The sequence below is a fragment of the Bifidobacterium choerinum genome, assembly GCF_000741135.1.
GTDB lineage: Bacteria > Actinomycetota > Actinomycetes > Actinomycetales > Bifidobacteriaceae > Bifidobacterium > Bifidobacterium choerinum.
The window spans coordinates 354,533-378,441 of sequence record NZ_JGYU01000002.1; the positions used below are offsets into that span (position 1 = coordinate 354,533).

General features: G+C 67.4%; 18 protein-coding genes. 11 read left to right on the plus strand and 7 right to left on the minus strand.

The window, feature by feature from the left end; all coding sequences use genetic code 11:
* The first annotated feature begins 43 nt into the window (after positions 1–43).
* From murA to BCHO_RS02495, 3 genes are all read left to right on the plus strand, one after another.
* Positions 44–1,369, plus strand: coding sequence for a UDP-N-acetylglucosamine 1-carboxyvinyltransferase (murA, locus tag BCHO_RS02485; protein ID WP_024541630.1), 1,326 nt, complete (start codon positions 44–46; stop codon positions 1,367–1,369).
* 203 nt (positions 1,370–1,572) lie between these two features.
* Complete coding sequence (locus tag BCHO_RS02490; RefSeq protein WP_024541629.1) at positions 1,573–2,529, plus strand: lysophospholipid acyltransferase family protein; 957 nt, start codon at positions 1,573–1,575, stop codon at positions 2,527–2,529.
* Between the two features lie 142 nt (positions 2,530–2,671).
* The gene (locus tag BCHO_RS02495) at positions 2,672–3,670 is read left to right on the plus strand and encodes an NAD(P)H-dependent glycerol-3-phosphate dehydrogenase (RefSeq protein WP_024541628.1); all 999 of its coding nucleotides are present in this window, start codon (positions 2,672–2,674) and stop codon (positions 3,668–3,670) included.
* A 103-nt stretch (positions 3,671–3,773) separates the two neighbouring features.
* On the opposite strand, the gene BCHO_RS02500 is transcribed toward BCHO_RS02495, so the two are convergent.
* On the minus strand, positions 3,774–4,943 hold the full coding sequence (locus BCHO_RS02500) for a D-alanine--D-alanine ligase family protein (protein ID WP_024541627.1): 1,170 nt from the start codon (positions 4,941–4,943) through the stop codon (positions 3,774–3,776).
* 353 nt (positions 4,944–5,296) lie between these two features.
* Between BCHO_RS02500 and BCHO_RS02505 the strand changes: the two genes are divergently transcribed.
* From BCHO_RS02505 to BCHO_RS02515, 3 genes are all read left to right on the plus strand, one after another.
* A complete protein-coding gene (locus BCHO_RS02505; protein ID WP_024541626.1) occupies positions 5,297–6,445 on the plus strand; it encodes a DUF4854 domain-containing protein in 1,149 nt (382 codons plus the stop codon).
* A gap of 140 nt (positions 6,446–6,585) precedes the next feature.
* Positions 6,586–6,927, plus strand: coding sequence for a DUF4190 domain-containing protein (locus BCHO_RS08710; RefSeq protein ID WP_157775071.1), 342 nt, complete (start codon positions 6,586–6,588; stop codon positions 6,925–6,927).
* An 8-nt stretch (positions 6,928–6,935) separates the two neighbouring features.
* Entirely contained in the window at positions 6,936–7,964 is a 1,029-nt protein-coding gene (locus BCHO_RS02515; protein WP_051354952.1) for a CPBP family intramembrane glutamic endopeptidase, read from the plus strand.
* 9 nt (positions 7,965–7,973) lie between these two features.
* On the opposite strand, the gene BCHO_RS02520 is transcribed toward BCHO_RS02515, so the two are convergent.
* From BCHO_RS02520 to BCHO_RS02540, 5 genes are all read right to left on the minus strand, one after another.
* Positions 7,974–8,774 (minus strand): mechanosensitive ion channel family protein, encoded by an 801-nt coding sequence (locus BCHO_RS02520; RefSeq protein WP_024541625.1) that lies wholly within the window; start codon positions 8,772–8,774, stop codon positions 7,974–7,976.
* Between the two features lie 143 nt (positions 8,775–8,917).
* Entirely contained in the window at positions 8,918–9,598 is a 681-nt protein-coding gene (locus BCHO_RS02525) for a TetR/AcrR family transcriptional regulator (RefSeq protein ID WP_024541624.1), read from the minus strand.
* 227 nt (positions 9,599–9,825) lie between these two features.
* Entirely contained in the window at positions 9,826–11,019 is a 1,194-nt protein-coding gene (locus BCHO_RS02530) for a DUF2974 domain-containing protein (protein ID WP_024541623.1), read from the minus strand.
* 121 nt (positions 11,020–11,140) lie between these two features.
* Positions 11,141–12,331, minus strand: coding sequence for a pyridoxal phosphate-dependent aminotransferase (locus BCHO_RS02535; protein ID WP_024541622.1), 1,191 nt, complete (start codon positions 12,329–12,331; stop codon positions 11,141–11,143).
* 90 nt (positions 12,332–12,421) lie between these two features.
* Positions 12,422–13,297, minus strand: coding sequence for a putative ABC transporter permease (locus tag BCHO_RS02540; protein ID WP_024541621.1), 876 nt, complete (start codon positions 13,295–13,297; stop codon positions 12,422–12,424).
* Between the two features lie 278 nt (positions 13,298–13,575).
* Between BCHO_RS02540 and BCHO_RS09170 the strand changes: the two genes are divergently transcribed.
* The 3 genes from BCHO_RS09170 to BCHO_RS02550 all read left to right on the plus strand — a co-directional run bounded on the left by BCHO_RS09170 (position 13,576) and on the right by BCHO_RS02550 (position 18,958).
* On the plus strand, positions 13,576–13,749 hold the full coding sequence (locus tag BCHO_RS09170; protein ID WP_156097566.1) for a hypothetical protein: 174 nt from the start codon (positions 13,576–13,578) through the stop codon (positions 13,747–13,749).
* Positions 13,746–16,238, plus strand: coding sequence for a tetratricopeptide repeat protein (locus tag BCHO_RS02545; protein ID WP_051911595.1), 2,493 nt, complete (start codon positions 13,746–13,748; stop codon positions 16,236–16,238). Before BCHO_RS09170 ends, BCHO_RS02545 begins: the two co-directional genes overlap by 4 nt.
* Positions 16,239–16,312: 74 nt before the next feature.
* Positions 16,313–18,958 carry a tetratricopeptide repeat protein gene (locus BCHO_RS02550; RefSeq protein ID WP_024541619.1) on the plus strand — a complete coding sequence of 882 codons (2,646 nt, stop codon included), beginning with the start codon at positions 16,313–16,315 and terminating at the stop codon, positions 18,956–18,958.
* Between the two features lie 76 nt (positions 18,959–19,034).
* Here the strand turns inward: BCHO_RS02550 and BCHO_RS02555 are convergent, their stop codons facing one another.
* Entirely contained in the window at positions 19,035–20,075 is a 1,041-nt protein-coding gene (locus BCHO_RS02555; protein WP_024541618.1) for a PfkB family carbohydrate kinase, read from the minus strand.
* Positions 20,076–20,636: 561 nt separating this feature from the next.
* Between BCHO_RS02555 and rpmB the strand changes: the two genes are divergently transcribed.
* Together rpmB and BCHO_RS02560 are read left to right on the plus strand one after the other, a co-directional pair.
* Positions 20,637–20,834, plus strand: a complete 198-nt coding sequence (gene rpmB, locus BCHO_RS08970) for a 50S ribosomal protein L28 (protein ID WP_081663964.1) — start codon at positions 20,637–20,639, stop codon at positions 20,832–20,834.
* Positions 20,835–21,329: 495 nt separating this feature from the next.
* The gene (locus BCHO_RS02560; RefSeq protein ID WP_029675751.1) at positions 21,330–23,747 is read left to right on the plus strand and encodes an ATP-dependent DNA helicase RecG; all 2,418 of its coding nucleotides are present in this window, start codon (positions 21,330–21,332) and stop codon (positions 23,745–23,747) included.
* Positions 23,748–23,909: the final 162 nt, after the last annotated feature.

Here is a 23,909-nt window from a genome sequence, read left to right on the forward strand (position 1 = left end):
GTTGCACCTCCCGCAGCAGCGACAAGACACGAAAGAGGTAGACGTGGCCGAACATACTGATGACGTGCTGCACGTCGTTGGCGGCAAACCGCTCAACGGAACGATCAAGGTCCGCGGAGCCAAGAACTTCGTCAGCAAGGCGATGGTCGCCGCGCTGCTCGCGCCGGGCACGAGCGTGCTCAAGAACGTGCCGGAGATCCGCGACGTGCACGTCGTCTCCGACCTGCTGCGCCTGCACGGCGTGAACGTGGACGTTGACGGATCCGAGGGCGTCGTGACGATCGACGCGACGAACGTGCAGCTCGCCGACGTCGCCGACGTCGACACGCTCTCCGGTTCGAGCCGCATCCCGATCCTGTTCTCCGGCCCGCTGCTGCACCGCCTCGGCGAGGCCTTCATCCCGGCGCTCGGCGGCTGCAACATCGGCGGACGCCCGATCGATTTCCATCTCGAGACGCTGCGCAAGCTCGGCGCCGACGTGGACAAGGAGCACAAGGACGGCATCCACATCACGGCGCCGAACGGCCTGCACGGCGCGAAGATCCATCTGCCGTACCCGTCGGTCGGCGCGACCGAGCAGACGCTGCTCGCCGCCGTGCTCGCGGACGGCAAGACCGAACTGTCCGGCGCGGCGACCGAGCCGGAGATCATGGATCTCGTGGCCGTGCTGCAGAAAATGGGCGCGATCATCTCAGTGGACGTCGACCGCACGTTCCGCATCGAAGGCGTCAAGGAGCTCAAGGGCTACACGCACACGGCGCTCACCGACCGCATCGAGGCGGCGAGCTGGGCCTCGGCGGCGCTCGCGACGCACGGCGACATCTTCGTCAAGGGCGCGACGCAGCCGGAGATGATGACCTTCCTCAACGTGTTCCGCAAGATCGGCGGCGAGTTCGACATCACCGACCGCGGCATCCGCTTCTGGCATCCGGGCGGCGACCTCAAGCCGGTCGCGATCGAGACCGACGTGCACCCGGGCTTCATGACCGATTGGCAGCAGCCGCTCGTCGTGGCGCTCACGCAGGCCAACGGCCTGAGCATCGTGCATGAGACCGTCTACGAGAACCGTTTCGGCTTCACGAAGCCGCTCGTGCAGATGGGCGCGACGATTCAGCTGTACCGTGAATGCCTCGGTTCGCTGCCGTGCCGGTTCCAGCAGCGCAACTACAAGCATTCGGCCGTCATCTTCGGGCCGACGCCGCTCGAGGGGCGCGACATCGACGTGCCGGATCTGCGCGGCGGATTCAGCCATCTGATCGCGGCGCTCACAGCGAAGGGCCCCTCCGACGTGCGCGGCATCAGCCTCATCGACCGTGGCTACGCGGACTTCCGCGGCAAGCTCACCGCGCTCGGCGCGCAGATCGACTGATCGCGAGGGCTTCGGCCCACGATCACATACTTGTACCGCATGCCGGCCGGCTAGTTTCGTCCCAGCCGGCCGGTTCTGCGTATGTGTGCGCTGTGCGGGACGCTGGGGGGCGGTTTGGTGACTCGGGGTGCGTATGTGTGCGCTGTGCGGGACGCTGGGAGAGCCGCGCCGGTTAAGTACGGTTCTCGGGGCACAATGGGGGCATGGCATCCAAAGGCAAACCTTCACCGCGCTCGGCCGTCGAACCGCTGAGCAACAAACAGGTCGCCCGACTCGCGGCCGAATACGATCTCGTCGATCCGACACGGCCGTTCCCGACCGGTCGCATCCGCCCGAACCAGAAGGAGATCGACGAACTCAACCCGAAGACCACGCACCGTCTCGTTGAAGGCGCGGCGAAGGTGCTGCGCGCGAGCTGCAAGGTGCGCGCATGGGGATTGGACAACGTGCCGGTCGAAGGCTCCTACATCACGGCAGCCACGCATGTGACGCAGTTCGACGTCTTCGTGCCGATGGTCGCGATGTTCCAGATGGGGCGGCGCCCCCGCTACATGGCGAAGGCCGAGATGGGCAAGTGGCCGATCATCGGCAAATGGTTCCGCGCCGTCGGCATGCAGCCGGTGCCGCGCCGCAGCGGCAAGGCGCGTCAGATCGAGGAGGAGTCGATCAACATCCTCACCTCCGGCCACGCGCTGACGATCTGGCCGGAGGGCACCGTCACGCGCGACCCGAAGAAATGGCCGATGAGCATGAAGAACGGCATCGGCTTCATCGCGCTCGAGGCCTCGCGCCGTGTCGGCCATCAGATCCCGCTGTTCTGCGCCGTGACCTGGGGTGCCGCGAGCATCAACCACTGGTGGCCGTGGCCGCGCAAGAACGTCGTCATGTGCTACGACACGCGCCTCGACTACGCCGACCTGCTCGCCCACGCCGACCAGTGGGGCGACGAGCCGCCGGCCGAACTCGCCAACGAGCTCGCGCGCCGCGTGCGCGTGCGCATGAAGGAGGTCATGGCGAACATCCGCGGCGTCGACGCGCCGGATGAGTTCTTCGACTACCGCATCATGAAGGAGGTGCCCGAAGTCGCTCCCTTCACCGATCCGCATCTCGTCGACGAGCGTGCGCTCGCCAAGGACGGCGACGCGCCGGCCGCCGAATAACGCGCCAAGAGCGAAATCGAACATGCCGGCGCGACAGCGGCAACAATAGAGAGCAGACGAATCCGCGGGGCCGTGCCATCGATGCCCGGCCCCGTCACCGATCACAGATGCCGGCGCGCATGCGCGGCGGAAGGAGCACGATATGGCGAACATCACGGTTCTGGGCGCGGGCGCCTGGGGAACGGCCTTCGGACAGGTCCTCGCGGACGCGGGCAACGACGTGACGATGTGGGCGATCGAACCGGAGATCGTCAAGGCGATCCGGACCGAGCGCCGCAACCCGGTGCGTCTGCCGAGCGTCGAGAAGCTGCCGGACAACATGACGGCGACCGGCGACCGCGCCGAAGCGGTCGCGCACGCCGACGTCGTCGTCGTCGCGATCGCCGCGCAGGTCGCACGCAAGGCGCTCGAGGAGTTCAAGGGACTGCTGCCGGACGAGGCGCTCGTCGTCTCGCTGATGAAGGGCATCGAGAAGGACACCGGCAAGCGCATGGACCAGGTCGTCGAAGAGGCGCTCGACCTGCCGGCCAACCGCTTCCTCGCCGTGTCCGGACCGAACCTGAGCAAGCAGGTCGCCGCACGCGAACCAGCCGCGACCGTCGTCGGCTGCACCGACATCGACAACGCGCGCGCGTTCGCGAAGATGTGCACGACCGACTACTTCAAGGCCTTCATCACGGCCGACGTCATCGGCCTCGAACTGTGCGGGTCGCTCAAGAACGTCGTCGCGCTCGCCGTCGGCATGTCGCACGGCGCCGGCTACGGCGAGAACACGGCCGCGATGATCGAGACGCGCGGCCTGACCGAGATCAAGGAGGTCGGCACCGAGGCGGGCGCGCTGCCGGAGACCTTCTACGGCCTCGCCGGCGTCGGCGACCTCATCGCTACCTGTGGCTCGCCGCTGTCGCGCAACTACACCTTCGGCTACAACCTCGGCAAGGGCATGAGCGTCGACGAGGCGACGAAGGCCAGCAACGGCGTCGCCGAAGGCGTCGCGACCGCGTCCGCCGTCGTCGCGCTCGGCGAGAAGTACCATGTGGAGACTCCGCTCGCGAAGGCCGTGACGCGTGTGCTCGACGACGGCATCTCCTTCAATCAGATGATCGCCGAGATGTTCCCGAAGGACATCACCGTCGAATGATCAGCTGATCGAGCGTAGACAACGCGGACAAAGCAGGAGGGCCGTGCGCAGCATCCGCTGTGCACGGCCCTCCGTTGTATTCGCGTGGCGACCGCGGGCGCCGTCAGCGGCCCAGTGCGCCTTCGATGAGCAATGTCACCATGTCCGGGAACGGGATGCCGGTGGCCTCCCACGCCTTCGGGAACAGCGAGATCGATGTGCAGCCGGGGAAGGTGTTGATCTCGTTGACGAGGACGTCGCCCTCGGCCGTCACGAAGGTGTCGACACGGCTCAGGCCGGTGCCGTCGACGGCGTTGAACGCGCGCACGGCGGTGTCGCGGACGCGTTCGATCAGCTCGTCGGACAGCTTCGGCGGGATCTCGGTGTGGCTCGCCTGTGCATCCATGTACTTGCTGTCGAAATCGTAGAACTGGTCGGCGCCGTCCTCGCGCTTGTCGAGCACGACCTCGCCGGGCAGGCTCGCGCGCGCCGCGTCGGTCGGCTTCGGGCGGATGACGCCGCATTCGATCTCGCGCGCGTCGATGCCCTGCTCGATGAGCACGCGCCAGTCGTGCAGGCTCGCCTCGTAGACGGCGGCGGCGAGCGCCTCCGGATCGTCGATGCGTTCGACCTTCGTGACACCGAAGCTCGAGCCGGCGCGCGACGGCTTGACGAACAGCGGCCAGGCGAGTCCGGCCTCGTGGACGAGGCCGAGGAAGGCCTCGCCGTCGGCGGCGAAACGGTCGGAGGCGTCGAAGTTCCGCGCGTCGATCGTGATGCCGGGGGCGACCGGGATGCCGGCGGCGTCCAGCAGCACCTTTGTGTAGTGCTTGTCCATGCACGCCGCCGAGGCGAGCACGCCGCAGCCGACGTAGGGGACGCCCATCATCTCGAAGAGCCCCTGGATCGTGCCGTCCTCGCCGTAGGGTCCGTGCAGCGCCGGGATGACGACGTCGATGTGGCCGAGCGAGACGAGCGTGCCGTCGGCGTCCTTCGCGCGGAAGCCGTCGGAGCCCTGGCCGATGTCGAGGACGACGTCGCGCGAGCCTTCGACGCGTTCGACCTGCGGCAGGCCGTGCGCGAGGTCCCAGTCGAGCGGGTCGGCGCCGTCGGTGATCCATGCGCCGTCCTTCGTGATGCCGATGAGGACCGGCTCGAACTTCGTCCGGTCGAGCGCGCGCAGGAACGTGGCGGCCGTGATGCAGGAGATCGAATGCTCGTCCGCCTTGCCGCCGTATATGACGGCGACGCGTGTGCGGTCGGTGGTTACGTGCTGGGGCGTCGGTTCGGACATGGTCACCTCTGTGCTGGAACGTCAGGATCTACAACGTCTTCAGCCTACTCGTACGCCGGTAACTGAAGACGCCCGCGAAGCGTCCTGCGGTCCACGGCGTACAGGCCGTGCACGTCCGGTCGGGCCGATGGGTGGACCGGCGATATCTCATAGGTCAGAACGGACGCCTGCGGCGCGTCGCGCTTCGATACACTGGTGCCATTCGCGCGCGTGAACGTAACGTGCTCGTCATGGCCATTGCCGAACGCCGCCGAACTACGACGTCGATGATGCCTGCCGCATCGCGACGGGACGGCCATGCCGCGTCATGCGACGCCGGCCGTCCGGCCGACCAGGAAAGGGAAGACACCATAATGAGCAACCCCAATGCGCCGTATGATCCGGCTGGGCAACCACAGGGCGAGGGCTATCCGCAGGCTCCCGGCTATCCCAACTACGAGGACACGCGTTCGGCGGGACCGGAGCCGACGCAGCCCTATGGCGCGCCGGCGGCCTATGGCGGCTATGACGAGACGCAGGCCTACACGCCGTCCACGCCGCAGATGAACCAGACGCAGCCGATGCCGTCCTATCAGGACCCGTACGGCGGTCCGCAGCAGCCGCGCACGACCGAGTTCGACGGCGCCGCGCAGGCGCAGCCGACGCAGGCCTTCGACTACGGCCAGATGCGGCAGACGCCATATGGCGGCGCGCAGCCGATGCGGCAGCCGGCCGCCGGCTATCCCGACGCCAACGGCTATGCGCCGGCGGGCGGCTACGGCTACGAGCAGCAGGCGCCCGCCACCTATGGCGGACCCGGCCAGATCCCGCCGGACGGCAATGCGCCGTTCAACGGCCAGCAGCCGCCGAAGAACAGCAAGACGCCGATCATCATCGTCAGCATCATCGCCGCGGTGCTGCTCATCGCCTGCATCGTCTTCGCCGTCTTCGCGCTCAACAAGAGCGACGGCAACAAGCCGGCGGAGTCGCCGAGCTCGAGCTCGACGCACAGCATGACGACGTCGCCGAAGTCGACCGACGATCCGGACGATCCCTTCGACGAGCCCACCGACGACCCGGACGAGCCGCTCGGCGGCAACAGCCTCGGCAGCGACGTCCTTGAGCAGGAGCTGCGCGACGGCAAGACGCTCGAGCAGGCCTTCCACAACCCGCAGGTCAAGAAGCAGCTCGAGCAGGCCATCGAGGAATCCTCCGGCGACACCGAAGGCATGAAGTTCGACGTGTCGGCGAAGGGCAACACGCTGATCTACCTGATCCGCATCACCGATTCGAGCTACGACGAGTATTCCAGCGTCTACACGACGATGCTGGACGGCATCATGTGCTCGCCGATGAGCGAGTTCGCCAAGCAGCTCGAGGACCAGTACGACCTGACGGACGCGAAGGTCGAGTTCGTCCTCGAGAACTCGAAGGGCAAGACGATCCTCGACGAGACCTATGATCCGCTGTCGGAATGCGACGTGACGAGCGACGGCTACGATTCGCTGCTCGACAACGACTGACGGACGACTGACAATCGACTGACGTCGACGGACATGAGAACGCCGCGTGCACCACGCGGCGTTCTCATCTAATGTAGAGACGATGCGTGGCGCCGCCCGAGCGCCGAGGACACGCGCGCACGCGCGGGAAAGAGGACATGATGAGCCAGAACAACCCATATGTGAACAATCCGTACGCCGGCGGCGGCGCGCCGCAGTACCCGAACTACCAGCCGCCACAGCCGCAGTACTATGCCGCGCCGTCGTCGAAATGGAACGCCATGTCGATCGCCGGCTTCGTCTGCTCGTTCTTCTTCTCGCTCATCGGCCTCATCCTGAGCATCATCGGCTATTCGCAGACGAAGAAGACCGGTGAACGCGGCGGCGACTTCGCGCTCGCCGGCATCATCATCTCGGCCGTCTCGCTCGTGATGAGCATCCTCGCGATCATCCTGCTCTTCGTGCTCTTCGGCACCGTCATCACGGCCGCCGTCGCGCTGTGAGGTCGCCGATGAGCGTTCCGACGATGCCGATGCCGCCGGCGCGGCAGCCGATGTACTATGCGCTGGGGCCGCAGCCGCGGATGGACGAACGCGTCACGAAGGCGCGCCGCGCCGCGTCGTCGATCGGCGCCGGATCCACGTTCATCATCGTCATCTGGTGCGCCATCTCGCTGCTGCTGCAGTCGGCCTTCATGTGGCTGCGCAGCAGCATGGCCGGCTGGATGGCGATCACGATCTCCGATTTCGCGCTGTGCGTGTGCGCGATCCCGATCGGCTACCAGCTGTTCCGTGGCACGCCGCTGCTCGTGCCGCGCCGTTTCGCGCTGCGCGTCTCGCAGTGGTTCGTCTATCTGCTGATGTGCCTGCCGATCATCTGGGTCGGCAACCTGCTCGGCACCGGCCTGTCCGCGCTGCTGTCGTCGGGGAAGGCCGACAACCGCATCAACGAGATGATGAGCGGATCGAACTGGTTCGTCATGGTGATCGCGACCGTCGTCGTCGCGCCGCTCGTCGAGGAATGGCTGTTCCGCAGGCAGATCATCGGCCGTCTGCGCCGCTACGGCGAAAAGCCGGCGATCGTGCTGTCCGCGCTGTTCTTCGGCCTGTTCCACCTCAACCTGTACCAGTTCTTCTACGCCTTCGGTCTGGGACTGCTGTTCGGCTACGTCTACACGCGCACGAGCCGGCTGCGCTACAGCGTCGCGCTGCACATGGTCATCAACGCGAACAGTGCGATCGTCGGCACGTCGATGCTGGACCGCTATGAGCGGATCATCACGAAGCCCGACCTGCTGAGCCATCCGCAGACCGGCGACGTCCTGTTCATCGTCGCGATGGCGCTCTACCTCGTGCTGATGTTCGCCGGCGTCATCGCCGGCTTCGTGCTGCTGATCCGCAGGCGCCGGCGCTTCCGTTTCTACGCGGCGCCCGACGAGCTGCCGCGCGGCGCCGTGATGCCGGCTTTCTTCGGCAACGCCGGCGTCATCGTCTTCCTCGCCGTCGGCGTCATCGGCACTTTCGCGATGACGCTGCTGTAGACGCGTGCGTCAGCGGGAGGCGGCGTCCTTCGCGGCGACCGAGCCGGAAGCGGCGAGGTCGGTGAACATCGGCGACGCGCTCACGTCACGCGCGATCGCGTCGGTCACGGCCGACAGGGCGACGCCCGGCTTCGCATAGGCGATGATGTTGCCGGTCGTGCCGGACGGCGAGAAGCCGGTGAAGCGGATCATCGGCTTGGGCTCGTCGCCGATCAGGTCGTGCGCCGATTCGTCGATCTTGCCGAGCAGCTCGTCGGTCAATGCGTCCATGTCGACGCCCGGCTTCGCCGTGAACGGGATCGTCACCTGCGATTCGTTCGTCGGCAGGTACTTCTCGAGCGCCGTCGTGTTGAGCACCGAGTTCGGAATCATCAACGTGTTGCCGTTGCGCTCGCGCACGACGGTCTGCCGCCAGGTGACGTCGGTGACGGTGCCGGTCACGCCGGAGATCGAGACGACGTCGCCCGGCTGCAGCACATGCGAGAACATCAGCTGGAAGCCGCCGATCGTGTTCGCGATCGAATCCTTGAGACCGAGCGAAATCGCGAAGCCGCCGATGCCGAGCGCCGTGAACAATGTGACCGGGTTGACGCCGAAGACCGGCTTGAGCACAATCGTGACGGCGAGCGTCCAGATGAGGATGCGCGCGAGGTTGATGAAGATCGACGCGTTCGGGATCTGCGAGCGGCGCAGCACCTTGTCGAGCACGCGCGACGCGACGCGCGCCGCGATCATCGCGACGACGGTCACGACGACGACGAGGATGATTTTGCCGCTGTTCGCACGCAGCCAGTTCAGCACGAAGTCCATGACGCTCCCGAAAAAGAAAAACGAATCGACGGCCGCCGGTCGGCGGCACCGCCATCATACCGGCGGCAAGGAACCGTGGAGGACGACGCGGCCCCCGATGGTCGTCGAACCATCGGGGGCCGCGGAACAGGTATGGGCGCCGTTCAGCGGTGGCGGTCGCCGGGGGCGATGAAGCTCGGCACATGGTTGTGCACGCGGTTGTAGCCGAGCACGATGCGACGCCAGTAGGACATCGGATCCTCGTCGGCCATCGTCAGGAACAGGCCCATCGCGAGGATTGCGACGTCGCTGTCGAGCATGTCGTCGGCGGAGATCTGGTTGCGCAGCTGCGGCCAGTTGTACAGCGACGATATGATACCGCCGACGCAGAAGTCGACGAGCATCTTCGTCTTCGGCTCGACCGTGACCATGTCGGAGCCGACGATCGTCAACAGCGTCATGCGCAGGAAGTCACGCAGCGATTCGACGAGCTCCTCGTTGCTGTGCGGACCGACGAGCAGCGACAGGCGGTTGAGATGCTGCAGCTGCTCGGGGTCGTTGAGCAGACGGACGCAGAAATGGCGCCATTCGACGTTCGGGTCGCTATCCGGACGCGTATAGATCGGCATCGGCAGCCGCTCGACCTCATGCAGGATCGATGAGTCGGCCAGCTCGGGCAGGCCGGAGTAATGGTAGTAGAAGGAGTTGCGGTTCACCTGCGCCGCGTGCACGACGTCGGTCACCGTGATCCTGTCGTAGTCGTGCTCCTCGAGCAGCGTCCAGAATGCATTCTCAAGCCGTTCCTTGGCCGGGAGAATCTCTGAATCACGACGAGGCCTAGACATGCGTTCCGCTCCTTCGGATTGGGTCGATTGTTGATGGCGGCACGGGTGCCGGATTCCCTTCGGACCATGCGCCACGCGCGAGAGAAGAGAGCGGGATGGAACCCTGCGCTCCTGCCGTTGTTCACCAGTGTATAGGCACTAGGATGCGCCGAGGCCGTTCGATGGCTGCTGGCGAAAACCGGGAGCGGGTCCCGGCATGGACGGGCCGGCTGCGCGGCGCCGGCGGATCAGTGGCGGAACGTGGCCGTCGCGAGCATCCACAACGCCTGGTTGATGTATTTGCGCTCCTCGCTCGTCAGGCCCACATACTGCCCGAGCATGCCCGGGATGACGCGCGGGCCGGCCTTCATCAGCTCGGTCGTGCTCTTGTAGCCGCTCGACATCAGCACGCGGAACAGCGCCTCGACGCCATGCTCGCGCTGCCGCTGCGTCATGCCGCCGAGCCAATCGTTGAGCGCGTCGTTGAAGGTCTTCGAACTGTCCGAGAGTCCTCCCGGCGCGATCTCGAAGTCGTCGCCGCGCATCTGCCAGCTGTAGCACGAATGCTGGCCGAGGCCGTCGGCGTCCGATTTGACGACGACGAGCCGTTCGCGCGGCGACTCGTTGAGCAGCATGCCGATGATCGACGAATCGGGCACGACCTTCGTGACGCGATCGACGATGGTGCCGTACTCGTAGCTGCGCACGACGTCCGGCGGGAAACCGGGGCCGTCGAAGGAGTAGATGTGGCGGATGCGGTCCTTGACGTCGTCGTGCGCGTTCATCGCCGCGTACACGGAGACGTTGCCGCCCTTCGAATGGCCGGTGAGGATGATGTCGCCGTCCCACAGCGCGGCCACCTGTTCGAGATAGTCGGCGGCGTGCTTCTGCGCCGGCACCGGATACCGGTAGGCCATGTTGAAGTCCTCCTTCCATCCGACGAGGGAATCGTCGGTGCCACGGAAGGCGATGACGAGCTCGCCGGTCGGCAGCCGGAACGTCAACGCGGCGAACTGCGTCTGTGCGGCCTCGTCGAAGCGTTCCTCGGCCGCCGAGACATGCACGACCGAGAACCGCGGATTCGCGGCGATCGAACGGTAGAACTCATGGGAGACGCGCGGATCGCCGAACCCCGAATGCTTCGCGATATAGGGATGGTCGACCTCGTAGGCGCCGAGCTCATGCTCGATCCGGCGCAGCGCCGGGCCGTCGAAGGGCGCACGGGCGAGCGCGCGGAACGAATGCGCGAGCCGATGCCAGTCGAAGGAGCGCACACGCCTGCCGAAGCTGCCGTAGCGCTGTTCGAGCGTCGCGAGCGTCGGCACGTCGTCGGGGATCTTGTCGTAGCTCAGCAGCGCGAACACGAGCGCGTCGGCCACATGGAACGGCCACTCGGAGAAATCCCGGGTCTCCGTATGCGCGTAGTCGAGAATGTTACCCATGCCGACCTTCCCGGAACGTGCCCGTGCGCGCCGATCCTGCGTCGGCGCCGCCTCGGCCGTCCCTGACCCATTGTACGGACGGACGGCCTCGCGCGGGGCCGACGATTGCGGCGGGCGGAAGTCAGCCGCCGTAGACCTCGGTCACGAACTCGCGCAGCCGTTCGGCGCCGCGGCGCACCTGGTCGGTCTCGAGGCAGTAGGAGATGCGCAGATAGCCGGGCATGCCGAAGGAGTCGGAGGGCACCATGTACAGGTCGTAGTCCATCGCCTTGCGCGCGAAGGCGTTCGCGTCCTCCTCGAGCGCCTTCGGGAAGATGTAGAATGTGCCGCCGGGACGCTGCACCGTGAAGCCGAGGTCGACGAGCGCGTCGTAGATGATGTTCATGTTCGTCTCGTAGATCGACAGGTCGCTCGTGTCGTCGAGCACGCGCGCGACGGCGAGCTGCATCGACGACGACGGGCAGTTGTGGCCGATCGTGCGGCTGATCTGCGCGAACATCGGCACGAGCAGATCGGCGTCGGTCGCGCGCGGATTGACGGCGACGTAGCCGATGCGCTCGCCCGGCAGCGACAGCGACTTCGAGAACGAATAGCAGGTGAGCGTGTTGTCGTAGAAGCGCGCCGGATACGGCTGCTCGGCGCCGTCGAAGACGATCTCGCGGTACGGCTCATCCGAGATCAGGAAGATGTCATGGCCGAACTCGCGCTGCTTGGCGCGCAGCATGTCGGCGAGCGCCTCGAGCGTCTCGGCCGAGTAGACGGTGCCCGATGGGTTGTTCGGCGTGTTGATGAGCACGGCCGCGACCTTCGGGTTGAGCGTGCGCTCGAACGCGTCGAAATCGATCTGGAAACGCTCGGTGTCCGGCGGCACGACGGTCAGCGTCGCGCCGGTGCCCTCCACATACGGCTGGTATTCGGGGAAGAACGGCGCGAAGGTGACGATCTCGTCGCCCGGCTTCGTCACGGCGCGGAACGCGTGCGCGAGCGCGCCGGTGGCGCCGGAGGTCGGGAACAGATGCATGGCCTCGTAGTCCATGCCGAAACGGCGGTTGAGCGAGTCGGCCATCGCCTGACGCACCGACAGGATGCCCGTCGACGGGCTGTAGCCGTGCAGCGCATGCGGCGGCTCGGTGGAGTAGAGGTCGAGCATCGCGTCGGTGAACTGCGACGGGCATGCGACGTTCGGGTTGCCGATCGAGAAGTCGAAGACGTGGTCCGCGCCGATCTCGCGCTTGCGTGCGCTCGCGCGTTCGCTGATCGAACGGATGACGGATTTCTCGTTGAGCATGTCCTTGAAACGGTCGTTGATCATGGGAGCCTTTCGGATCGACGGGACGGAGATGAGGCCAGCGTACGCCGAAGGGATGTCGCATGCGTTGCGGCCGCGGCGCTCGCGGACGGCTCAGTGCGACGTGTGCGGCGCGCGGCGCTCGCGGTACTTCGCGAACTGCGCGCGCACCTCCTTGAGCAGATGCGGGTCGTGCGTCGTGCGCATCTGCGGGTAGGCGTCGATGAGGCGGCGCTGCTGCAGGCTGAACAGGTCATGCACATGCGCCGAGAACTGGTCGCTCGCGTCCCTGACGCGTTCGCCGGCGTCGTGCACCTTCTCGCCGACACGCGTGCCGAGGCCGTCGGTGGCCGCGTTAAAGCGCGCGCCGGCGGCCTCGACGTGCGCGTCGGCCGCCGTGATGCCGACGTCGATGTGTGCGATGCCGCGCTGCTTGAGCGACTTGATGTCCGATTCGACGTGGCCGAGGCGGCTGTTCATGCTGATCAGGCTGCCGAAGGTGATGACGGCGTCGACGAGCGTGATGACGAGCAGCGTCGTCGAGACGGCGATCAGCGTCGTCGGGTCGATCGCGTCGCATAGTTCGGCGACGTGCGGCTGCACCCACAGTTTGATGACGGTGCAGCCGAGGCCGAAGAAGATGAAGCCGTTGAGGTAGACGCGGCCGTTGATGTTGAACGGCTTGTTCGTATAGTCCCACAGCCGCATGTGGAACAGCTTCTCGATGCCCCACGAGGTCAGGTATTCGAGCGTGCATGCGAGGACGCCGCTGCTGAGGAAGAGCGCGAGGAACGAATGCTCGCCGGGCAGCGCGTAGATCGCGAGCAGCGCGCCGAAGCCGTAGATCGGGCACAGCGGGCCGTTGAGGATGCCTCGGTCGACGAAGCGTTTCTTCATGACGATGTTGAGGCAGGTCTCCCACAGCCAGCCGATGAAGCTGTACAGCAGGAACCACAGGAGGATCTTGTCGAAGGCGAGGATCACATGCATGGACACCACGGTACCGCATCGGCTGCGCCCGCGCGCCCGCGCGCGGTTCTCACGTGCTGGGACGGCGGTGAAGGCGCGCGGCGACTGCGCTACACTGACGAAACCATGGAAAGGCGCGCCACAACGGTGGCGCAGGCGCAATGCCCTCCGAGGAAGGCTTGAGGCTGCGGGCGCCGAGGTCTCGCAGACGATCGGTCCGGTGACGGACATCGATATGCGCCGCAGACGCAGCAGACGACGACAGCCTGGCGGCGCCGTCGGGAAGGAGCATACGCGACGTGTTCGGATTCGGCAGGAAGAAGGACAAGGCACAGCGCGACGCCGAAGCTGCGGCGCAGCAGCGGCAATCAGCGCAGCCGCAGCAGCCAATGGAGCAGCAGCCGTCGGGCATGGCCGCCGCCGTGCCGCCGCCGGCGCCGGCGCGGCGGGCGGGCACACGAACGGCCCGGTGAGGCTCATCGACCCGGTGCCCGAACAGCCGCAGGACATGCGCGTCGGCGTCGTGCAGGCGCTCGAGCAGCCCGACGGCGGCCAGGGATACATCGTCGAACTGACACCGGCCGGCCAGATGAACATCCTCGCGTGGATCGCCGGCGACGACGCCGTGCATCCGACGTCGACGGTGCTCACCGAGGAGCCGTCGACGGCCGATGTCGAACTCAAGTTCGACGCATGGAACGCCGGCAACGACGTGATCGGCGGCATCTTCGTCTGGGACACCGTGCACGGTTTCCGCGGCGACGACCCCGACCTGCCGATCTGCATCGGCGAATACGCGGTCGGCCCCGACGGCGCCGTCCTCATCGCCCAGTGCTCGTTCGACGCCGGCGTCTACGGGCGCGCGCCGCATCCGCGCGCCGAGGCGATCGCCGCCTGCTGGCTGCTCGCATGCCGTCTGCCCGCCGTGCGCGGCGAACAGATCACGACGAGCTCGGGACGCTTCGCCGACTTCTTCGAACAGGTCGAGAAGATGCCGCTGCCCGACGCGATCGACATGGTCATCCACCGCGGCATGTCGAACGGCGGCCGCGTCACGCCGGTCGAACGCGCGCTCGCGCGGCAGCTCGTCGAGATCGGCGCGCCGCAGATCCGCGCGATCGCCGCGAACACCGACCTCGGCATGCATCGGCTCGACACGACCGGCCAGTTCTGGATCAACTTCGACGAGGAGGCCGTGCAGGGTCTGCAGCGCGACCTCGTCATCGCCGTCGAGGGCGCGTTCAACCGCGCCGTCGACGCGCGCAACGTCGCCGCGCGCCTCGACAACGACGTCGCATTGCTCGCGACGCTCGACGAACGGACGACCGGATTCGTGTTCCGCGACGCCTTCGGCCACTGGGGCGAGCATGCGCGCTTCGTGCGTGGCGAAATCGACGCGCGCAACCCGTTCATGGAGCTCTACGACGCGCGCGCCAGACGCGGCGGCGCATGGGAGTCGCTGACGCGCTTCGGCAACGTCGCCGAACAGCTGCGTCTGCCGTTGCGTCTGCAGTACGGCGTCGACGTCGACAACGCGTCCGGCACGATGGCGATCGCGTTCGGCGCGCCGACGGCGTTGGGATTCCCGGCCTCGCGCGTCGATGACGACGGCGTCTGGCGCGACGCGCGCGACACGCGCGGCGCGCAGGCCTCCGTCTACGCGCTGCGCCTCGCCGGCCTGCTCGCCTACATCGGCTTCTCGTCGAGCGTCGCGACGACGTCGGTGACGATTACGGCGCGCGCCGGCATGATCACCGGCACGCCGGTGCTGTCGATGCGTTTCGAACGCATGGCCTTCTACGGCGACGTGCTGCCGCGCTACCTCGGCGACGACATAGGCGACGCCGTTCTCGACTTCGATCCGGCCGCGCTGCTGCGGCTGCTCGCGCCGGCCGCGCAGGCCGTCGACCTCGGCGCCGACCTCGGCCTTCGCGGCGTCGCGCCGCTGCCGATGCCGCCGGCGATCAAGGCGCACCGCGTGCCGCTGTGGAAGGACATGCGCGAGCTGCCCGCCGACCTCGGCGAGCGTCTGCGCGCCGAACGCGCATGCGAACTCGATGTACTGCACGACGACGCGCCGATCTCGATCGCCGACGTCGAGAAAATCATCGAGGACAACGAGGAGTCGCCGGTGTCGGCCGCGATCGAACTCGAATCGGTCGTCATGGAGCTGTCGAAGTCGCTGCCGCAGGAGACGCCGTCGTTCCGACCGCTGTACTGCAACAACCAGGGCGAGCGCGAACTCGTCGCGCTCGCCGACGACAATCCGCAGGCGCATGCGGACGGCCAACCGCGCGTCGACCCGTCGACGATCCGCTATTTCAAGGTCCCGGACGCGCTGTTCCGCGCATTGATCGAGCTCGCGCGCATCAACATCGCCAACGGGCGGTTCGACAAGGCGCGCGAACTGCTCGCGCGCATCCACCACATCGGCAAACTGTCGATTCCGCCGTACATCAGCGAATCGGCGATGTATGTGGATGTCGAGGAGCCCGACTGGCAGAAGGACGCCGACGTGCTGACGAAGGCGCTGCCGTACGCCGTCGAGGCCAACGACGTCGCCATGCTCTACTACCGCCTCGCCTACGCGATGCGCAATCTCGGCAAGCTCGACCTGTCCGCCGCCTGCTACGCGATGACGTTGACGATGCCGGTGCGCTGGCTGCGCGACACGGCGCTCGAGGAGCTGAGCGAACTGCTCGACGGCGACCTGGGCCGCGCGCCGGCGATCGACGACGCCAAGCAGCTGCTGCGCGCGAACGGCATCCCGATCGTGCCGTCGCACGCCCTGATGCATCTGCTCGCGCGCAACACGATCGACCTCGTCGACGCCGGCTTCCCGAAGGCCGCCGCCATCGGCACGCGGCTGCTCGCGGCCGCCGAACGCGACGACACGCTCAACTGGCTCGGCGGCACATTGCTCTACGGCACCTACGGCGAGGACGAGCTCGGCGACGAGTGAGCACCGGAGTTCGGATGACGGACCGATGACGACCGCATGATGATCACGACAGACCACGACCAAAGGACGAAACGATGACGCAGACGAACGGCACAGACGGATTCATCGTGCCACCCATCCCGCCGGCGCCGGGATCCGGCGCCGCGACGCCGACGTCGCAGGCGACCGCGCAAACGACGGCACAGCAGCCGCCGACGACACAATCGACGCAGCCGTCGCGCGCGAGGCACGCGGCGCGGCCGATCCGTCAGCTCGACGAACGCGGGCGCACCGACCGGCTGCCGACGCTGCCCGGACTGCCGGCGGGCCACACCTACGCGGTGACGGATGCGCTGCCGCAGCCGGCGCACGGCCTCGGCTACGTCGTCGAGGAGGCCGGCGGCGGCGTGCATGTGCTCGCATGGATCCGCGATGATCTGAAGGTGTTCTCGGTCGCCAACGTCCTCGACGCCGCCGCCGCCGACGCGCTACACGGCAACCGCGCCGATGTGCACTTCGACGAATGGGACACGGACGGCGACGACCATACCGGCCCGATGCGCGTGCGCAGCGTCTTCGAACCCGGCCGCGGCGTCAGCTTCGGCGAATACCGCCGCAACGGCGACGAGACGACGATCCTCGCCGCAGCGATGGATCTCGGCCCCTACACGCGCGGCACCTATCCGACGGCGGCCGTGCTTGCGGCGAGCTGGCTGCTCGCGTATCATGTCCCGACGCTCGCCGGCCGCCGTCCCGGCGCCGGACTCGGCCGCATCTTCGACGAGTTCATGCGGGTGACGCGCGAACCGGTCGCCGACGCGGTCGACGCGATCGTCTGGAAGGGCGCCGTCAACGCGGCGACGGCGGCCCCGACCGACCGTTTCGCCGCACGTGAGCTCATCGAGGCCGGCGCGGCCGCGTTGCGCCCGGTCAGCGCGCGCGAATCGGTGCGCTTCATCATCGTCGAGGGCACGAACCTGTTCTGGGCCGTGTTCAATGGCGACCTGCCGACCGAGGACCGGCACGTCGTGCTCGCGATCGAATCGGCGCTCAACCGCATCGGCGCCGTGCGGCGCGTCGCCGACATGCGCGACAACGAGAACGGCTTCGTCACGACGCTCGACGAGGCCGCCTGCTACGACGCGGTGCACCGCCGCGACCACATCTGGTCGCAGCACGTCGACCATGTGCTCGACTACACGAACGTCAACAACCGCTTCGCGCGCATCAACGACGCGGCCGCCGCGCCGGGCGGCATGTGGGACACGTTGACGCGCTTCATCACGATCGGCGAGTCGCTGATCCTGCCGCACCGCTTCGAATACCGCGCCGACGTCAACGCGGCGACCGGCGAGATGGCGATCATCTTCTCGGCGCCCGACGAAACGCAGTTCCAGTCGAGCGACTGGCACGACGGCCACGTCGTCGACGTGCGCACGATGCGCGCCGCCCACGCCGCGACGTATTCACTCGAACTCGCCGGCCTGCTCGCGCAGATCGCGTTCACGGCCGGGCCGTCCGTCCACGCCGTCACCGTCACCGGCTACCGCGGCTCGCTGTACAAGACCGAGGATCCTGTGCTCTCGCTGCGCTTCGAGCGCGAACGCTTCACGACGAACGTGCTGCCGCGCTACCGCGACGGCGCCTTCGACGACGTGGCGCTCGACGACGATCCGGCGCGCGTCGTGCCGATGCTCGAACCGACGGACTTCGCGCTCGCCTTCAACGCGCGCCGCGGCCTCGACGTCATCACGCCGCTGCCGATCCCGCAGTCGCTGCTGGCGAACCGCACGCCGCTGTGGGCGGACGCGCGCCCGCTGCCGCCGCGGCTGGGCGCGCTGCTGCGCGCCGACCGCGCGCGGGATCTCGACATCCTGCACGACGACGCCTCGATCAAGGGATCGGAGGTCATGGACCTGCGCCGCGACAACGAGGAGGACACGCCGATCGGCACGTCGATTGAACTCGAATCGGTCATCATGCAGATCGAGATGAGCGACCAGGCGCCGGCGAACCAGCGGCCGCTATACTGCGAAAACCCGACGCAGCGCCTGCTCGTCTCCCTCGTCGACGACGGTCCGGACACGCGCTACTGGAAGGCGCCGGACGCGCTGTACAACGCGCGCGTGGGGCTGACGCACATCTACCGCGACGACGGCGACTACAAGGCCGCCGTCGCGCAGGCGCAGGCGATGGAGCGCATCGCGCCGACCTGCGCATCCGCGTATTTCGAGGAGGCGGTCGTGCACGCCGACAACGAACATTACGAGGATGCGGCGCGCGTGCTCAAGTTCGCGTTGACGATTGCCGTCGCACGCGACGACGTCGACTTCGTCTACTATCGCCTCGCCTACGCGCTGTGGAATAACGGCGACCGAGAATCGGCGGCCGCCTGCTATGCGATGCGCACGCTCGACAGCGCCTCCTACGCGCCGTCCGCGCGCCGCGAGGTCGCGCAGCTGCTCGCGCAGCTCGGCTGGGACGAGCTGCCCGACCATGACAGGGCCGTCGCCAGGCTGCGCGAGGTCGGCATTCCGGTCGCCCCGCAGGCGCGCGCTCTCGACGTGCTCGCCGAAGCCGCGATGGGACTCGTCGACGCCGGATTCCCGTGCGCGGCCGACGCGGCCGCCGACATCCTCGCGAACTCGATCGACGGCGACGTGCTGCGGCTGCTGCGGCAGTGCCTGCGCTACGGCGTGCTCAACGCCGACGATGTGCTCGCGGCCGAACGCGGGGAGTGAACGGCGGCGTCGCATATGCGGTGACCGATCGATGACGGCCCGCCTTCCGTTGCATGGGTGGATTTTCAGGGGAAGATCATTCGGCGAGGCGTTCCTTGATGAACGCGGTCGCCTCGTCGTAGGACGGGCAGACGGGCACGCCGTCGACATTGTGCGCAATCGACAGCGCGGCCGCCGCGTTCGCGATCTGCACGCTCGCCTCGAGGTCCCAGCCCTCGGCGAGCAGCGCGCACAGTGCGCCGGTGTGCACCGGGCCGGCCGAGCGGATATGCGTCGCCTTCGTCGGGAAGCCGTCGATGTGCATGACGCCCTCGCCGTGCTGGCGGATCCAGGCGCCGCGCGAGCCGGCGCGCAGCACGACCGGCGCGCGCAGCACCTCGCTGAGCGCCGTGCACAGTTCGTGCATCGACTCGTCGAAGCCGCCGGAGACGCGCAGCGTCGGCGTCTCGTCGATGCTGATCGACAGTCGTTCGGCGAGCGCATACGCCTGCTGGCGGTTCATCGACCAGACCGGGCGTGCGAGGATCAGCGTCTCGAGCAGCTGCGCGTTGACGAGACGCAACGCGCGCGTCGAATTGAGCACGATGCGGAACGTGCGCGTCTGCGGCTGGCATGCGGGATGCGACAGGAACTGGTGGACGGCGACGGCGCCGTCGTTCATCAGCGCGTTGCTGCCGATGTGGACGACATCGCCCTTCTTCGGGTGGATGTTCTTGAAGGCGTCGGCGTCGCCGCGCGACTCGGCGCCGTGGTGCGCGACATAGGATTTCACGTCACCGTCGGACAGGATGATGCGCATGCCGTTGTCCTGATTGGGCAACGTGCGGCCGGTGTGGACGATATGCGCCTGACGCAGCGCATGCGCGATGCAGTCGGCCCACGGGCCGGTGCCCATCATGCTCGCCAACTCGGTGCGCGCGCCCATGCGTTCCGCCGCCTCGAGCACCTGGAAGCTGCCGCCGATCGAACGGCTCACCGTGCTCGCTTCGACGAAACGGCCGGCCTGCGGCATTTCGGGCACGCGCATCAGCGTGTCCACCCAGGTCTGGCCGAGGGAGATCACGGTGGGTTCATGGTCGCGCTGCGCGCGGATCTTGTTGACGATGTCACTGAGCATGGTCGGTTCCTTTCTCACCGGAACCCGGCGCGATTGCCATCTGCCGATGCGCGCGAGGCTCCACTACCTCTTCCTTTACCCACTCCGGATATGGTCCGGCACTCCCCGGCACCGGTTGGCGGCCCCCAGAGAGAAGACGCTCTGGTTACGATTGTAGACGCTGTGTGCGGGAACGGGACACGAACCGGCCCGGTGGTGAGATAGACGGGTGGGCGTAGGGAGATGTGCGGGGATGCGGATGCCCGAATACTGCGGCGGCTTCGGGATAGGTGCGCGGGGCCTGAACCGTCACAGAGCGCTTTGGCGATGTGCCGGGGGTGCGAGCGACTGCGCCGCCGTGCGGGACGTCGGCGTGAGGCGGGCGGGGCGTACGGGGGTATGCGGCGGGTGGTAGGCATGCAGGGGCGAACGGTCGGCGAAATCGTGAGGGGGGCACGGGAAAGTGGCGTTGTCCGGCATCTGGATGTATCATTGGGAAGTTGTGTGTGACGGCGTACGTTCTTGTATGCACGCAGCCGCACGCAGACTTGCAAGTCAACAGTAATTTATAGGGAGTCCATTATGGCAGCTCGTTGTGCAGTGTGTGGCAAGGGCCCGCGTACGGGTTATTCCGTGTCGCACTCGCATATTCGTAACAAGCGCCGCTTCCTGCCGAACCTCCAGCCGGTTCGCACCACCGTGGACGGTCAGAACGTCCGCCTTCGCGTGTGCGCGAAATGCCTCAAGGCAGGCAAGGTTCAGCGTGTGAGCGCCAACTGATATGCATTGAACCATGCGAAACGCATGAAGCAACCCCGTCGGAGGAGTCCATCTCATCCGGCGGGGTTTTTCTGTTCTCCGCCCGGCGACGGCCGCGTTGAGACGGATCGCAGAAGATGCAGAGGACCAGTCTGCGGGCAGACCGCCGGAATCCATCCTGCGTCCGGTTTCGTCGACCGGCTCGACGGTTCGGGTCGCGGACAGCCCGTTTTGCGGTCGTGATCATCGATCGGGCCGATGGGTTGGGACGCTGCGGTCGGGTTCGTCGGGCGCGTCGATGGTTCGGGTCGCAAAGGTGCTGTTCTGCGGGTGGGTTTGTCGGTGGGACCGATGGGTTGGGACGCTGAGGGGCTGTTTTGCGGGTGGGGTCGTCGACCAGGTCGACGGTTTAGGACGCGGGGACTGGGCCGGACGGCCACCGTTGCGGGCCGTGCAGGCCGCACCGCAGCCGCCATCCGTGGCGCCTCGTCCGCGCACGTGGGACAATGGGGGACTATGAGTACCGTGACCGTGGAATCGCCGCTGGCGTCGTTGCTGACGAACAAGCGGCGCGTCAGCGCGCTCAAGGCGCTCGGCGTCACGACGGTCGGTGAGGCGCTCAGCTACTATCCATTCCGCGTGACCGAGCCGGTTCCGGTGCGCGCGCTCAGTGATGTGCGCTTCGGCGAGAAGATGGCCTGCCCGGTCGTAGTGCGCGGCGTACGCGTCGCGCCGATGAGCTCGCACGGCTCCTACCGCCTCGAAGTGCTCGTCGACGACGCCGACTACGCGCGCGAGCACCGGCTGCGTCCGGGCGCCGCGAAACTCGTCTTCTTCGCCCACCGCAAGTCGTACATCGACTGGATGGCGTCGCGGCTCGCCACCGGCATGCGCATCGTCATCGCCGGCGACCCGAGCGTCTTCAACGACCGTCTGCAGTTCACGCATCCCGAGATCCTGACCGTCACGCCCGCCGAGCCCACGCCGTCGCCGGCGCAGCTCGCCTTCGACGAGCCGTCCGCCGCGCGCGGTGGCGACCGGCCGCGCAACACGCCCGCCCGCAGATTGCGCTACGACGTCGACTCCGTGGCGCAGGGCCTCGCCCGTGTCTGCCGCCCACGCCCGGTCTACCATGCGAACTCGCGCATCTCGAGCGAACACATCCACGAGACGATTCTGATGCTGCTGCATATGCTCGCCGGCGACGACCCGCAGGCCGCTGCGACGTCCGACATGACCGCCGCCGACACGCCGACGCATTCGCTGTGGGACGACGGCGACGCCGTGCATGCCGCGCTCGAACAAGCGATTCCCGACGTGCTGCCGGAGCAGGTGCGCGCCGAACTCAATCTGATGCACCGCGCGCAGGCCTTCTGCGCGATCCACGACCCCGACACCGTCGCCGACTTCCGCCATGCGATCCAGACGATGCGCTACGAGGAGGCCTTCGTCTGCCAGTGCGCGCTGCTGATGGCGCGCGACGCGGCGAGTGCGAGCGAAGCCTTCCGCTGCGACGACGTCACGTTGCGCGACGACTACATCGCCACGCTGCCGTTCCCGCTGACCCACGGCCAGCGCGACGTCATCGACCGCATCGGCGAGGACATGCGCGCCGACCATCCGATGCAACGGCTGCTGCAGGGCGAGGTCGGCTCCGGCAAAACCGTCGTCGCCGTCGCCGCGATGCTGCAGGCCGTCGGCTCCGGCCATCAGGCCGTGCTCGTCGCGCCGACGCAGGTGCTCGCCGAACAGCATTACCAGTCGATCGCCGCATCGGTCGGCGCGCTGGACGCCGACGTGCCGGTGCTGCTGCTCACCGGCGGCATGAAGCTCGCCGCGCGCCGCCGCGTCCTCGCGAAGGCCGCGAGCGGCGAACCCTGCATCGTCGTCGCGACGCACGCAGCGTTCTCGAAGTCGTTCCAGGCGCCGAACCTCGCGCTCGCCGTCATCGACGAACAGCACCGCTTCGGCGTCGAGCAGCGCGAGACGCTGCGCGGCAAATCGGAACGCGACCCGCATCTGCTCGTCATGACGGCGACGCCGATTCCGCGCACGGCGGCGATGACATGGTTCGGCGACCTCGACATCTCGTGGCTGACCGAACTGCCGGGAGGTCGCCGCCCGATCCGCACGTTCATCGTGCCGGAGGACGACGGCAAGCTGATGTCGGACATGTTCTGGCATCTGCGTGCGCGCATCGACGCCGGCGAACGCGCGTACATCGTCTGCCCGTGCATCGACGTGCCCAAGGACGATGGCACGGATGCCGACGACGACATGCAGCTCGTCGAACTCGGCGACGACGCCGAGCATCCGCGTCCGCCGCTGCATGCGGTCGTCGAGATCCGCGAACGACTGCAGTCGCTGCCGCAGTTCCGCGGCGTCGCGATCTGCACGCTCACCGGCCGTGACGACGACGCGGCGAAGCAGCATGTCATGGAGGAGTTCGCGAGCGGCGTGACGCCGGTCATGGTCGCGACGACCGTCATCGAGGTCGGTGTCGACGTGCCGCAGGCGAGCTGCATCGTCATCTTCGACGCCGACCGCTATGGGCTCTCGCAGCTGCATCAGCTGCGTGGCCGCGTCGGCCGAGGCGGCACCGACGCGTGGGCGTTCCTCGTCTCGCGCGCCGAGCCGGCGTCGATCGCCGAGGAGCGGCTGCAGGTCATCGCCGATTCGCTCGACGGCGCCGACATCGCCGCCAAGGATCTCGAGTTGCGCGGCGCCGGCGACGTGCTCGGTGATGCGCAGTCGGGCGGCAAATCGAGTCTCAAGCTGCTGCGCGTCGTCAAGGACGCGCCGATGATCGCCGACGCGCGCGACCGTGCGCAGGCCGTGCTCGACGCCGACCCGGGGCTTGCGGGACATGTGCAGCTCGCCGGCGCCGTGCTTGATTTCACGCGCGGCAACGAGAAGTTCCTGACGAGCAACTGAGCCGGGCACGGCGCCTGCGGCGGCGACACGCCGAACAACCGATGGAATCGCGCGCGGCGCGTGTGCGCTTTCCGTGGAATCCGCCATGGTCCGTGAGGGAACGACGCCGAAACCGCGAACATGGACGGTTGTGGACGCACATATGAGACGCCGTCGACGTAT

Excerpts from the sequence above, each read along its gene's own strand:
- BCHO_RS02490 (WP_024541629.1), top strand. The coding sequence starts at position 1,573 with ATGGCATCCAAAGGCAAACCTTCACCGCGCTCGGCCGTCGAACCGCTG.
- BCHO_RS02495 (WP_024541628.1), top strand. The coding sequence starts at position 2,672 with ATGGCGAACATCACGGTTCTGGGCGCGGGCGCCTGGGGAACGGCCTTC.
- BCHO_RS02500 (WP_024541627.1), bottom strand. The coding sequence starts at position 4,943 with ATGTCCGAACCGACGCCCCAGCACGTAACCACCGACCGCACACGCGTC.
- BCHO_RS02505 (WP_024541626.1), top strand. The coding sequence starts at position 5,297 with ATGAGCAACCCCAATGCGCCGTATGATCCGGCTGGGCAACCACAGGGC.
- BCHO_RS08710 (WP_157775071.1), top strand. The coding sequence starts at position 6,586 with ATGAGCCAGAACAACCCATATGTGAACAATCCGTACGCCGGCGGCGGC.
- BCHO_RS02515 (WP_051354952.1), top strand. The coding sequence starts at position 6,936 with ATGAGCGTTCCGACGATGCCGATGCCGCCGGCGCGGCAGCCGATGTAC.
- BCHO_RS02520 (WP_024541625.1), bottom strand. The coding sequence starts at position 8,774 with ATGGACTTCGTGCTGAACTGGCTGCGTGCGAACAGCGGCAAAATCATC.
- BCHO_RS02525 (WP_024541624.1), bottom strand. The coding sequence starts at position 9,598 with ATGTCTAGGCCTCGTCGTGATTCAGAGATTCTCCCGGCCAAGGAACGG.
- BCHO_RS02530 (WP_024541623.1), bottom strand. The coding sequence starts at position 11,019 with ATGGGTAACATTCTCGACTACGCGCATACGGAGACCCGGGATTTCTCC.
- BCHO_RS02535 (WP_024541622.1), bottom strand. The coding sequence starts at position 12,331 with ATGATCAACGACCGTTTCAAGGACATGCTCAACGAGAAATCCGTCATC.
- BCHO_RS02540 (WP_024541621.1), bottom strand. The coding sequence starts at position 13,297 with ATGCATGTGATCCTCGCCTTCGACAAGATCCTCCTGTGGTTCCTGCTG.
- BCHO_RS02550 (WP_024541619.1), top strand. The coding sequence starts at position 16,313 with ATGACGCAGACGAACGGCACAGACGGATTCATCGTGCCACCCATCCCG.
- BCHO_RS02555 (WP_024541618.1), bottom strand. The coding sequence starts at position 20,075 with ATGCTCAGTGACATCGTCAACAAGATCCGCGCGCAGCGCGACCATGAA.
- rpmB (WP_081663964.1), top strand. The coding sequence starts at position 20,637 with ATGGCAGCTCGTTGTGCAGTGTGTGGCAAGGGCCCGCGTACGGGTTAT.
- BCHO_RS02560 (WP_029675751.1), top strand. The coding sequence starts at position 21,330 with ATGAGTACCGTGACCGTGGAATCGCCGCTGGCGTCGTTGCTGACGAAC.